The following is an 11,957-nucleotide window of genomic DNA, read 5'->3' on the forward strand; positions in this document are numbered from 1 at the left end:
AAATACGTGGGATGCGTAAAAAAAACGAAAATAAATGTCCGACTGTGTGACTTCAATGGGGGGCTTCGTCATCAACACAAGTATCCAGCCGAACGGTACGCCCAACCGCCGGCGCTCACTCTTGATATGGGCACTTTGAGGAACACACCATGAACGCCCCATTGCGCTTCAACGATGCACTCCTGATCGCTGGACACGCTTTTGAACCTTTCCAATGCGTCGCCTGGGCACCACAGGATGGTAATGGCGAGCTGAGCCTGACGGTGATCGACCGTACCAGCACACGTATCGGCCGTCGGCAGATTGCCCGCAGCATCTATTCGGACCCGGCGCAGCTGGCCAGCGCTCTGGAACAAGCCCGCGCGGAAATCAGCAACGAAGGCTACCGGCTCGAGCCGTGGACCATGCCAGCCTGATAGTCGGCAGACCTCGGACCTGTGGGAGCGAATTCATTCGCGAAGGCGATGTAAAAGCCGATGAAGATGCATCGACTGGACTTACCCATTCGCGAATGAATTCGCTCCCACAGAGTTTCATAGGACCGGCTTTGGCCGGCCCTAGGGTTTCCGTTGAGTCCTGAGGGATCATTTACGACGGCCGCAAACCCTCGATATGCTGATACTCAAGCCCCAACTTTGCCGCCATCTGCTCGGCTTTGCGCAAGCGAATCGGCCCACTTTCAATATCGATCAGCAGCCCCGGGCAGTTGAATGGGCTATCTGAAGGCATAGCCTTTACCCGGCCATCGGTCATCACCAGCACACGCTGCTGTTCAGACGGATGTTTTCTCCTGCGCTGTTCAAGCCATTCGCCCGCCTGCTCGAATGCGACCATTAGCGGCGTTCCCCCGCCAGCGCCCAATTCGTCCAGCCATGGCATTAACGCTCTGGAAGCCTTGAGGCCCTGATGTTGCCAGCGTGGCGCGTTGCCGTTGGCGGTCAACAGCGCCAGGCGAACACGTCGCCGATAAGCATCGTCGAACACTTGCGCCAGCAACCCCTTGGCTTGGCTCAAGGCCTGATGGCGCTTGGTGGAAGCGGAGGCATCAACAATCAGCAGCCACAGTTCCTTGGCCTGCTGACTGCGGGGCTGGCGGATCAGATCATTTCGAGATTTCGGGCGGCCGCGCAACAAGGTTGGCAACCAGGCGATAGCACCAGCAGCACCATGGCGCACAGTGCCGGTTTTACCACCAGGGAGCTTGCCGGGCCGGGGTCTGGCATCCGTGCCCGATGCAGCACGAGGACGGATGCCTAGGGCTTTTTTGGCCAGCTGGGTACTTCACGACGGGCGCCAGTCGCCATGGGCTGTGCCGGTAACTGGCCCCAACTGCCCTGCCCCTGATCTTGCTGTGACGCGTTACGTGGCGCAGATTGTGGTGCGTTGTCTTGCGACGCGGATTCGTCCCGAGGCGGCGTGCTGTTGCGACGTCTGTGGCGCAAGGCAAACTCAGCCACCGCGTCGATATCCTGCTCGGCGATGGCCGTCACACCGCGCCAGGCGGCATGGGCGCGAGCGGCCCTGAGCCAGACCAGATCGGCGCGCATCCCGTCCACACCAGCTGCAAAGCAACGCTCAGTGATGATGTCGAGAGAGGTGTCATCCAGTGCAATGCTGCCCAGTAGCTGCCGGGCTCGTTCGCAGCGCTGTTTCAAGGCGTCTTGCTCGCCCTGCCACTGATCGCAGAAAGCCTGCGGATCAGCGTCAAACTCCAGACGACGACGAATGATCTGTCCACGTTGCACGGGCAAGGTCTGCCCGCTCAGCGCTACATTCAGGCCAAAACGGTCCAGCAGTTGCGGGCGTAATTCACCTTCTTCCGGGTTCATGGTGCCAATCAGCACGAAGCGCGCCGCATGCCGGTGCGAGATGCCATCGCGCTCCACCAGATTGACGCCACTGGCAGCCACGTCCAGCAGCAAATCAACCAGATGGTCAGCCAGCAGATTGACCTCATCGACATACAACACCCCGCCATCGGCCTTGGCCAGCACCCCAGGTGAAAACTGCGCGCGACCTTCGCCCAGTGCAGCATCCAGATCCAGCGTGCCCACCAGGCGCTCTTCCGTCGCGCCCAGTGGCAAGGTCACAAACTGACCGCTGGCCAGCAGGTCCGCCAGCCCACGGGCCAAGGTCGATTTAGCCATGCCTCGGGGGCCTTCAATCAGCACGCCACCGATTTTCGGATCGATAGCGGTGAGGCACAGGGCCAGTTTCAGCTCATCAGCGTCAACCACTGCTGCCAGCGGGAAATGAGGGGGATCGGGCAATGTCGTCATCAGTTCTCTTCTATATCCAGCAACAGGCCTTCCAGCGCGTCGCGGTATTCACCCGGTTCTTGCCAGAGGCCCCGCTGCTGCGCTTCAAGCATCCGTTCGGTCATGTCGCGTAATGCATCAGGGTTGTGCTGCTGGATGAAATCCCGGGTCGAGGGATCCAGCAAGTAAGCATCGGCCAGCAAGGCATACTGGTGATCGTCGATCAGCTCGGTGGTGGCATCGAAGGCAAACAGGAAATCTACCGTCGCCGCCATCTCGAAAGCACCTTTGTACCCATGGCGCTTCACACCATCGATCCATTTTGGATTGGCGGCCCGGGAGCGGATCACCCGGTTCAGCTCCTCCTTGAGGGTGCGGATCTTCGGCAAATCGGGCTGGCTATGGTCGCCGTGATAGCTTGCTGCCTTCTGCCCGCTGAGGCTTTCAGCGGCGGCGAGCATGCCACCCTGGAATTGGTAATAGTCATTGGAGTCGAGCAGATCGTGTTCGCGGTTGTCCTGGTTCTGCACCACCGCCTGTACCTGAGAGAGCCGCTTGGCAAAGCGCTCGCGGGCTGGCGTGCCCTCGTCGCCAGCGCCATAAGCGTAGCCACCCCAGTTCAGATAGACCTCCGCCAGATCCTCGCGGCTCTGCCACAAACGAGCGTCGATGGCACCCTGCACGCCCGCGCCATAGGCGCCGGGCTTGGCACCGAAAATACGCCAGCCGGCTTGCCTTGAGGCTTGATCAGCGTCGACGCCCTGATTTTGCAGCGTGGCACGCTCTTCTCTCACCTTGGACGCCAGCGGGTTCAGGTCATCCGGTTCGTCCAGGGCGGCGACCGCTTGTACGGCGGCATCGAACAGGCGAATCAGATTGGCGAACGCATCGCGGAAAAATCCCGAGACCCGCAACGTGACATCCACTCGCGGACGGTCGAGCAGGCTCAGCGGCAGAATCTCGAAATCATCTACCCGCTGACTGCCTGTAGCCCATACCGGGCGCACGCCCATCAATGCCATGGCCTGGGCGATATCGTCGCCACCGGTGCGCATAGTCGCCGTGCCCCAGACCGACAAACCGAGTTGACGTAAATGATCACCATGATCCTGTAAGTGCCTCTCCAGCAACAGATTTGCCGATTGAAAGCCGATGCGCCACGCTGTCGTGGTGGGCAGGTTACGCACATCGACCGAAAAGAAGTTACGCCCAGTGGGCAGTACGTCCAGCCTGCCGCGACTCGGCGCACCGCTAGGTCCGGCAGGCACGAAACGTCCACTCAAGGCATCAAGCAAACCCTGAATCTCGGCGGGACCACACGCTTCGAGACGGGGCGCGACCACTTCACGCAAGCTCTCAACTATCTGATTCAACTCATTGTTATTTAAAGATAATGCATAAGAATCGTCGGTGATGATTTGCTCGATCATCTGGCTGGCATACAACTCCAGTCGCTCCCGTGCGTCCCCCGCCGTTCGCCACTGATCTGCGCTGATTTCCAGCAAAGCCTGGGGCTTGGGACCTGTCCAAGGCTCGGCGAGTTCGCAATCCAATGGATCGAAACCCAATTCGAATGCCTTGCTTAACGCTCGCAGCAAGCTCGACTGCGCGCCACGGCCATCGCCACGAGGAATCCGCAACAAGGCCAACAGAGTGTCGACGCGCAGGCGCCCGGCGGGTGACTCCCCGAAGATATGCAGACCGTCGCGGATCTGCGACTCCTTCAAGTCACACAGGTAAGTGTCCAGGCGCGGTAGCCAGACAGCGGCATTGTCATCCTTGAGCCCCCCGACCTTGAGAGAGCTGTCCAGCCCCAGCTCCTGGTCAATATGCGTCTCGCGAACCAGCTTGAGGATGTCCCGCTGCAACTCGAGGGCCCTGCGCGGATCCAGTAACTGGGCTTCGTAATACTCGTCCGCCAGCAGCTCCAGGTCGCGTAGTGGTCCGTAGGTTTCAGCTCGGGTCAGCGGCGGCATCAGGTGATCGATGATCACCGCCTGAGTGCGACGCTTGGCCTGCGCACCCTCGCCCGGATCATTGACGATGAACGGGTAGATGTTAGGCATCGCGCCAAGAATCGCATCCGGCCAGCAAGTTTCTGACAGCCCGACGCCCTTGCCCGGCAGCCACTCGAGGTTGCCATGCTTGCCCACGTGCACCACCGCATGCGCGCCGTAGGCTTTGCGCAGCCAGAAATAGAACGCCAGATAGCCATGAGGCGGAACCAGATCCGGGTCGTGGTAGACCGCACTGGCATCCACCTGATAACCCCGGGCAGGCTGAATGCCGACGAAGGTCAGCCCAAAGCGCAACCCGGCGATCATCATCCGGCCGCTGCGAAACATCGGATCGGCTTGCGGCGCACCCCAGCGGGCAATCACCGCATCCCGGTTAGCGGCGGGCAATTGCTCGAAAGCCGCCGCGTACTCTTCCAGCGCCATGCTTTGCTCGCAAGGGCGAAGATCAATGCTGTCCAGATCGTTGGTCACGCCGCCCAGCAATTGATGAATCAGCGCGGTGCCGGTATCCGGCAAATCTGCCACCGGGTAGCCGGTGCTTTGCATGGCCCGCAGGATGTTCAGGGCGGCCGCCGGGGTATCCAGACCGACGCCGTTGCCAATCCGACCGTCCCGGGTCGGGTAATTGGCGAGAATCAAGGCGACGCGCTTGTCCGCATTCGGTAAGCGGCCGAGCAGAGCCCAGCGCCGGGCCAGCTCGGCAACAAAATCCATACGCTCCGGCTGAGCCCGATAGCAGACCACATCCGATTGGCTACGCTCGCTTCGCCAGGCCAGGTCCTTGAAGCTGATAGGCCGACTGATGATGCGGCCGTCCAGTTCCGGCAAGGCAATGTGCATCGCCAGATCCCGAGCGCCCAAGCCTTGTTCGCTGGCGCGCCAGCCGGGCTCGTTGTCCTGAGCGCAAATCGCTTGAATGACCGGGATATTGCGCCGAAACGGCCGCATGTGCGGCGCTTCGGGGCTGGATTGGGCGAAGCCGGTGGTATTGAGAATCAGCTCGCAGCCGACATCATCCAGCCAGTCCTCGACCACTCGCGAACAACCCGCCTCCTTGAGGCTGGCCACGGCGATCGGCAGAGGATTCAAACCCTGTGCCTGCAATCGTTCACAGAAAACATCGATGAATGCGGTATTGGCGGCCTGTAAGTGCGAGCGATAAAACAACAGCGCCACGACCGGCTGGCCTGCGCACCACTGCCCTTGCCAGACAGCAGGATCACTGCTGACCCCTTGGGGATGATAAACAGCGGTGCGCGGCAGCGGCTGCGGCTCAGACCATGGATAGTCTCGACCCAGCATGCGGCTGGCAAGGCAACGATAGAAATCCAGCGCGTTGTGCATCCCGCCTTGTCGCAGGAACTGCCAGAGTCGATGGCAGTCCTCGGCGGGCGCGGTGCTGCGCTCTTCCAGCTCAGGGTCCGGGTTGTCACAACCGGGCACCATGATGATCTGCACACCGCGGGCGGCAAGTTCCCCGAGACGCTCGACCCCATAACGCCAGTAACCCATCCCGCCATGCAGCGAGATGAAGATCACCTTGGCATGTTGCAGCACGTCCTCGACGTATAGATCCACCGAGGCATGATTCTGTACCTGCATGGGGTTAGCCAGACGCAGACTCGGGTAGTCATCAGGGAGTTGCTGCGCTGCCTCGGCCAGGAGTGCCAGGCTCGAATCGCCACTGCAGAGAATCACCAGCTCGGCGGGCGTCTGCCCAAGGTCGGCAATATTGTCGTCCGGGACAAATCCACCGGGCTGGGTTCTCAGTAGATGCATGGGTCAGCCAGCAAGCGCAGCGCGCAATTGAGCTTCAAGGGCGGCGGCGTCCAGTTTCTGGCCGATCAGCACCAGATGGGTAGCGCGTTCTTCATCGGCGCTCCAGGCCCGATCAAAGTGCTTGTCGAAACGAGTGCCCACGCCCTGGATCAGCAGGCGCATGGGTTTGCCCGGAATCGCCGCGAAGCCTTTGACCCTCAGAATGCCGTGCTGCACCACCAACTGAGTCAACGCGTCGAGCAGCAAGCTTTCATCGGCTTGCGGCAGCTTCATCGAGATGGAATCGAAGGCGTCATGATCGTGGTCGTCATGATCATCGCCTTCATGGTGATCGTGGTGAGTCTTGCGGCCGTCGATGTGCTGCTCTGACTCCGCCCCCAGGCCCAACAGGACATTGATCGGCAAACGACCGCTGCTGGCTTCGATGACCTTGACCGCTGGCGGCAGCTCTTCAGACACCTCGGCACGCACAGCGGCCAGGCCTGCCGCATCAATCATGTCGGCCTTGTTGAGAATCACCAGATCAGCACTGGCCAATTGGTCAGCAAACAGCTCGTGCAGAGGCGATTCGTGGTCCAGATTCGGGTCGAGCTTACGTTGCGCGTCAACCTGATCAGGGAACGCAGCGAAAGTACCGGCCAGCACCGCGGGGCTATCAACCACGGTAATCACCGCATCAACCGTGCAGGCGTTGCGGATTTCCGGCCACTGAAAAGCCTGAACCAGGGGTTTGGGCAGTGCCAGGCCCGATGTTTCGATAAGAATATGATCCAGATCGCCACGGCGGGCGACCAGCTCGCGCATCACCGGGAAGAACTCTTCCTGCACCGTGCAGCACAGGCAGCCGTTGGCCAGTTCGTACACGCGGCCGACCGCTTCTTCTTCGCTGCAGCCAATGGTGCACTGCTTGAGGATTTCGCCGTCGATACCCAGCTCGCCAAACTCGTTGACGATCACTGCGATGCGCCGGCCTTCGGCGTTGTCGAGCATGTGTCGCAGCAGGGTGGTTTTGCCCGAGCCGAGAAAGCCGGTGACGATGGTGACGGGGAGCTTGGCCAGTGTTTTCATGGGATGCCCTTTGGCAATGCGGCGGGCAAACGGGACGAAAACCCTGGGCAATGGCACAAGGATCGATTCGCCACCGGATCACCCCGCCCGGTTGTAGTGAGAATTCGTCGGGCACATGGCCCGGATCGAGGCAGGTCTCCTGGCTTGCGGCGCTCCCACGTCTATCTTGGGAGCCATCGTTGCGCCTTCCCGCGCTTGGCAGTGGCTGTGCAACGATCATGACCGGTACAGTTGCGGGGGCAGCCGCGGCATTACCGCGTTCCCTTCTTAGCTCCTTGCCGCCTGGCTGAACTGAATAGGCGGCCGGAGAACCTCGAACCCGCAAGGCTACGCAGTGGTCGCTGGCAGGTCAATCAACTGATTGACGTTCTGCACGGCACCATGCTCTCCTACGCACCTTGTTACGGGTGCCCTTCACAGGGTGAAACGGGAAACCGGTGCGTTCAAGCCTCAAGCTTGTGCAAGTCCGGCGCTGCCCCCGCAACGGTAAGCGAGTGAAGAGTCAGATCCACTGTGCCGATCAACGGCATGGGAAGGTGACTCTTGCAGGTTGAACGTTCTGCGTTCCGCCCCTCGCAAGCCCGGAGACCGGCCCGACATACAGTTATAACTAACCCCGCGGTGGGCGGGCGCTGTTGAACCCTGCTGACTTTCGTCAGCGGGCTACGCATGCGCTTGCTCACTTGCCGACAGTCAAGAGGGACATGCCATGTCGATCACCGCCACCACCCAGCCCGCCAGCACCACCGCCACCCAAAGCCAACGCCTGTCGGCCGCCATCAGCGCTGCAATCCTTGGCGCGTGCCTGGTGTACTTCGGTGGTTTTTCGCACATCGAGGCGGTACACAACGCTGCCCACGATACCCGCCACAGCTCTGCCTTTCCTTGCCATTGAGAATCACCCGCCATGTTCAAGCGAATCGCTCAAACGGCAGGCTTTACCGGCCTGCTCGCGGCATTACTGCTGACCCTGCTGCAAAGCTTCTGGGTCACACCATTGATCCTCCAAGCCGAAAGTTATGAAAACGCTCCCGCCGAACAGACTCATGAACACAGTCATGAGCATGCTCATGGTGAAGCTGCACCTGCCGGGCATGTGCATAACGACGAAGCCTGGTCACCGGAAGATGGCTGGCAGCGCATCCTGTCCACCACGGGCGGCAACCTGGTGGTAGCGGTCGGTTTTGCCCTGATGCTCGCGGCGCTCTATACCTTGCGTGCGCCGGGTAGAACCTCTCAAGGTGTGCTCTGGGGCTTGGCGGGTTTTGCAGTCTTCACGTTGGCACCGACACTGGGCCTGCCACCGGAGTTGCCGGGTACCGCCGCTGCGGACCTGAGCCAACGGCAGATCTGGTGGGTTGGCACCGCCGCCTCCACCGCTGTCGCCCTGGCGTTGATCGTTTTCGGCCAGCACTGGCTGCTCAAAGTTTTGGGTGTGGCGATTCTGGTGGTACCCCATGTGATTGGTGCGCCACAACCGGCAGTCCACGAGAGCCTTGCGCCCGAAGCATTGGCGGCGCAGTTCAAGATTGCCTCGCTGCTGACCAATGCGCTGTTCTGGATCGCCATGGGCGTGATCAGCGCCTGGCTGTTCCGCCGGCACAATCCTGCCTTCGATCAGGCCTGATCTTGATCAATCCTGAAGCCTCCCGGCCGACGCTGGTCGTCGGCCTCGGCTGTCAACGGGGTTGCTCTGCAGGCGAGTTGCTGGAGTTGATCGAGCACAGCCTGCACCGCACTGATTTTTGTCTGGCTGACGTCACCGCCCTCGCCTCCATCGATCTCAAAGCTCGCGAGCCGGGGCTGTTGCAACTGGCCGCACAGCTTGATCGGCCATTGAAATGTTTCAGTGCTACGCAACTGGCAGTGTACGAAACGCAACTCAGCCATCGCTCTCCAGTCGCCTTCCAGCACAGTGGTTGTTATGGCGTGGCGGAAAGCGCTGCCCTGGCGTTGGCCAGCGAGTCAGGCCCTGCACAATTAAGAATCACCCGGCAAAAAAGCGCCCTGGCAACTTTCGCCTTGGCCATCAGCCCCTCTCTTGACCGATAATCCCAGTTCTTGCCATCTATCGATTCTGGAGCACCATGACGGTCTATTTCATTGGCGCAGGCCCCGGCGACCCCGAACTGATCACGGTCAAAGGCCAGCGCCTGATCCGGACTTGCCCGGTGATCATCTATGCCGGCTCACTGGTGCCAGCGGCGGTGCTTGAGGGTCATCAGGCGGTTCAAGTCAGCAACAGCGCGGAACTGCATCTGGAGCAGATCATCACCTTGATGAAATCCGCTCATGACCAAGGCCAGGATGTGGCACGTGTGCATTCCGGGGACCCTAGCCTGTATGGCGCTATCGGTGAGCAGATTCGCTATCTGCGTGAACTGGGCATCCCATTCGAAATCATCCCCGGCGTGACCGCTACCGCAGCCTGCGCTGCGCTGCTGGAAACCGAGCTGACCCTGCCGGATATCTCCCAAAGCGTGATCCTGACCCGTTACGCAGACAGGACTTCAATGCCGGAAGGCGAATCCCTGGCAGAACTGGCCCAGCATAAAGCCACCATGGCGATCCACCTGGGGGTGAACAACCTGGCGAAAATCGTCGCCCAATTGACTCCGCACTATGGCGCCGACTGCCCGATTGCCGTGGTGCATCGTGCGAGCTGGCCGGATCAGGACTGGGTGGTGGGAACCCTGACCGACATTGAAGCAAAGGTCACGGAGAAAGGCTTTCGCAGGACCGCGCTGATTCTGGTCGGGCGCGTGCTGGCCAGTGATGCTTTCAGTGAGTCTTCCCTGTATCGCGCAGGGCATGCGCATCTCTACAGACAGTAGCTCCACCTGTTGGAGCGAGGCTTGCCCGCGAAACGGTCAACGCGGTGCAACAGGAAATCCGTGTTTTCGTTCTTCGCGGGCAAGCCTCGCTCCAACAGGTTTCACCGTGAATTTCGCTTACCCCACCCACAAAAAACCCCGAACACATCGGGGTTTTTGATCCAGCAAAGAAAACCGCTTAGTAATAAGCATGCTCTTTCTGGGTGTGGTCGGTGACGTCACGCACGCCAGTCAACTCGGGGATGCGCTCTAGCAAGGTACGCTCGATGCCTTCGCGCAAGGTCACGTCAGCCTGACCGCAACCCTGGCAACCGCCGCCGAACTGCAACACCGCGATGTTTTGCGCGTCTTCCTCGATCACATCGATCAAGGTGACCTGGCCGCCGTGACTGGCAAGGCCTGGGTTGATTTCGGTTTGCAGGTAATAGTTGATGCGCTCGTTGATCGGGCTGTCGGCGTTGACCATCGGAACTTTGGCGTTTGGCGCCTTGATGGTCAGCTGGCCGCCCATGCGATCAGTGGCGTAATCGACAACGGCGTCATCCAGAAAGGCTTCGCTGAAACCATCAATCCAGGCCGTGAAACTTTTCAGGCCAATGGCCTTGTCGTCCGGCTTTTCTTCGCCCGGCTTGCAATAGGCGATGCAGGTTTCAGCGTACTGGGTGCCAGGTTGGGTAATAAACACGCGGATGCCGATGCCCGGGGCATTCTGCTTTTCCAGCAGATCGGCCAAGTAATCGTGGGCAGCATCGGTAATAGTGATAGCGGTCATGAAAATTCCTCGCAGACGTGCGGGCAGTTTACGCCAATCGAATGCATCCTACAAAGTCCTAGTATTTTTGTCAGGAAAGAACCTGGGAAGCATTTTCAGCGCGGCGATTGTCCAGCCAGGCCTTCATTCGACGGTACAGGCTCTTTTCGATCCACTCGTAACTGCCCCATGCACCCAGGCCAATAACCGGCACGCAGATGGCAAACACCAGATACGGGTTGAGGTTGTAATGCTGAGAAGCGAGCCAGCCACCGTACAACACCAGCACATGCAGCAAGTACACCGAGTAAGAACAATCACCCAATACCTTGAGCACTCGGTTGCCTCGGAACAACGGCTCCATGGCGATACACGACATCACGATCAAAGCGCTGGGCAGTCCCCAGGTGAGTAACCGTTGCTGGTCTGCTGACAGGTGATAGATCGCAGTCAGGCCGCAGGCAACGCCCAACAACGGCAGCCATACCCCTTCCTTGATCCAGCCTCGGCGGTAAATGATGCCGATACCGATGCCCAGCAGAAACTCATAAATGATGTCATTGCCATAGAAGCGACTGATCAGGCCAGAGCGGGCCAGCACTTCGCAGACTGCAAACAGCGCCGCAGCCACGATCAAGGGGCGATGGCGCTGCTTGAACAGGAATACCGTAGAGAACAACAGGTAGAAGAACATCTCATAGTTGAGCGTCCAGCCGACGTTCAGGGTCGGGTACAAACCGTAGCCGCCGGGGTTTTCCGCCGGAATGAAAAACAGCGACAGCATGAAGGTCTGCCAATTGATCACCTGATGCGGCAACAGCGGGGCGGCAACCAGCAGCAACAGCCCCATGGCGGCGGTATAGAACCAGTACGCCGGGACAATCCGAATGATGCGATTGAGCATGAACCGCCCGGCGGGCATTTCGCTGTTCTGGGTAGACAGAAAGATCACCAGACCACTGATGACGAAGAAAATATCGACGCCCACGGCGCCCTTGGTTACGAAGAAATCACCAATGGGGCCACTGGCGTGAAAGTTGAAAAAAATCTGCATGAAGTGATGACACACCACGACCCACGCGGCGAGTGCCCGCAGGGCTTGAACCGAAATCAACATCAGAAACCTCTTGGCCTTTGAACAACCATTCAGGGCGGTAAAAACACCGCTTGTAACCTGAACACTCAGGGCGTCCGACCGCGGTTATTCAAAAAAGATCGTCAGTTTCTGTTGTTTTCCGGTCAACGGTAG

At 59.7% G+C, this 11,957-nt stretch carries 11 protein-coding genes and 2 riboswitches; of the genes, 5 read left to right on the top strand and 6 right to left on the bottom strand.

Annotated elements, in window-relative coordinates; translation table 11 throughout:
• Positions 1-149 precede the first annotated feature (149 nt).
• Positions 150-416, top strand: coding sequence for a hypothetical protein (locus IV01_RS17740; RefSeq protein ID WP_032627262.1), 267 nt, complete (start codon positions 150-152; stop codon positions 414-416).
• 172 nt (positions 417-588) lie between these two features.
• On the opposite strand, the gene IV01_RS17735 is transcribed toward IV01_RS17740, so the two are convergent.
• The 4 genes from IV01_RS17735 to cobW form a co-directional block, all read right to left on the bottom strand.
• Entirely contained in the window at positions 589-1,176 is a 588-nt protein-coding gene (locus IV01_RS17735; protein WP_032627263.1) for a vWA domain-containing protein, read from the bottom strand.
• A 77-nt stretch (positions 1,177-1,253) separates the two neighbouring features.
• Positions 1,254-2,279: an ATP-binding protein gene (locus IV01_RS17730; protein WP_080290245.1), complete on the bottom strand. Its 1,026-nt coding sequence runs from the start codon at positions 2,277-2,279 to the stop codon at positions 1,254-1,256.
• The gene (gene cobN / locus IV01_RS17725; protein WP_032627264.1) at positions 2,279-6,055 is read right to left on the bottom strand and encodes a cobaltochelatase subunit CobN; all 3,777 of its coding nucleotides are present in this window, start codon (positions 6,053-6,055) and stop codon (positions 2,279-2,281) included. The genes IV01_RS17730 and cobN overlap by 1 nt, the downstream gene beginning before the upstream one ends.
• A gap of 3 nt (positions 6,056-6,058) precedes the next feature.
• On the bottom strand, positions 6,059-7,123 hold the full coding sequence (gene cobW, locus IV01_RS17720) for a cobalamin biosynthesis protein CobW (protein WP_032627265.1): 1,065 nt from the start codon (positions 7,121-7,123) through the stop codon (positions 6,059-6,061).
• A 111-nt stretch (positions 7,124-7,234) separates the two neighbouring features.
• Positions 7,235-7,454, bottom strand: a riboswitch (cobalamin riboswitch).
• Between the two features lie 57 nt (positions 7,455-7,511).
• Positions 7,512-7,735, top strand: a riboswitch (cobalamin riboswitch).
• A 97-nt stretch (positions 7,736-7,832) separates the two neighbouring features.
• Here cobW and IV01_RS17715 point away from each other — a divergent pair.
• Genes IV01_RS17715 through cobM form a run of 4 tightly spaced genes read left to right on the top strand, consistent with a single transcriptional unit; the run spans position 7,833 to position 9,957 of the window.
• Positions 7,833-8,018, top strand: coding sequence for a CbtB domain-containing protein (locus IV01_RS17715; protein WP_032627266.1), 186 nt, complete (start codon positions 7,833-7,835; stop codon positions 8,016-8,018).
• 12 nt (positions 8,019-8,030) lie between these two features.
• Positions 8,031-8,750 (top strand): CbtA family protein, encoded by a 720-nt coding sequence (locus tag IV01_RS17710; RefSeq protein ID WP_032627267.1) that lies wholly within the window; start codon positions 8,031-8,033, stop codon positions 8,748-8,750.
• A 2-nt stretch (positions 8,751-8,752) separates the two neighbouring features.
• Positions 8,753-9,175, top strand: coding sequence for a cobalamin biosynthesis protein (locus tag IV01_RS17705; RefSeq protein ID WP_418903516.1), 423 nt, complete (start codon positions 8,753-8,755; stop codon positions 9,173-9,175).
• A 35-nt stretch (positions 9,176-9,210) separates the two neighbouring features.
• Positions 9,211-9,957 (top strand): precorrin-4 C(11)-methyltransferase, encoded by a 747-nt coding sequence (cobM, locus tag IV01_RS17700; protein WP_032627268.1) that lies wholly within the window; start codon positions 9,211-9,213, stop codon positions 9,955-9,957.
• 178 nt (positions 9,958-10,135) lie between these two features.
• Here cobM and nfuA read toward each other — a convergent pair whose 3' ends face one another.
• Complete coding sequence (nfuA, locus tag IV01_RS17695; RefSeq protein ID WP_032627269.1) at positions 10,136-10,729, bottom strand: Fe-S biogenesis protein NfuA; 594 nt, start codon at positions 10,727-10,729, stop codon at positions 10,136-10,138.
• A gap of 70 nt (positions 10,730-10,799) precedes the next feature.
• The gene (locus IV01_RS17690) at positions 10,800-11,825 is read right to left on the bottom strand and encodes an acyltransferase family protein (RefSeq protein WP_032627270.1); all 1,026 of its coding nucleotides are present in this window, start codon (positions 11,823-11,825) and stop codon (positions 10,800-10,802) included.
• Positions 11,826-11,957: the final 132 nt, after the last annotated feature.

It is taken from the genome of Pseudomonas syringae, from assembly GCF_000737245.1.
Taxonomy (GTDB): Bacteria; Pseudomonadota; Gammaproteobacteria; order Pseudomonadales; family Pseudomonadaceae; genus Aquipseudomonas; species Aquipseudomonas syringae_J.

Bases quoted from the DNA above. Each gene is read 5' to 3' on its own strand.
- IV01_RS17740 (WP_032627262.1), top strand. From the start codon at position 150: ATGAACGCCCCATTGCGCTTCAACGATGCACTCCTGATCGCTGGACAC.
- IV01_RS17730 (WP_080290245.1), bottom strand. From the start codon at position 2,279: ATGACGACATTGCCCGATCCCCCTCATTTCCCGCTGGCAGCAGTGGTT.
- cobN (WP_032627264.1), bottom strand. From the start codon at position 6,055: ATGCATCTACTGAGAACCCAGCCCGGTGGATTTGTCCCGGACGACAAT.
- cobW (WP_032627265.1), bottom strand. From the start codon at position 7,123: ATGAAAACACTGGCCAAGCTCCCCGTCACCATCGTCACCGGCTTTCTC.
- IV01_RS17715 (WP_032627266.1), top strand. From the start codon at position 7,833: ATGTCGATCACCGCCACCACCCAGCCCGCCAGCACCACCGCCACCCAA.
- IV01_RS17710 (WP_032627267.1), top strand. From the start codon at position 8,031: ATGTTCAAGCGAATCGCTCAAACGGCAGGCTTTACCGGCCTGCTCGCG.
- cobM (WP_032627268.1), top strand. From the start codon at position 9,211: ATGACGGTCTATTTCATTGGCGCAGGCCCCGGCGACCCCGAACTGATC.
- nfuA (WP_032627269.1), bottom strand. From the start codon at position 10,729: ATGACCGCTATCACTATTACCGATGCTGCCCACGATTACTTGGCCGAT.
- IV01_RS17690 (WP_032627270.1), bottom strand. From the start codon at position 11,825: ATGTTGATTTCGGTTCAAGCCCTGCGGGCACTCGCCGCGTGGGTCGTG.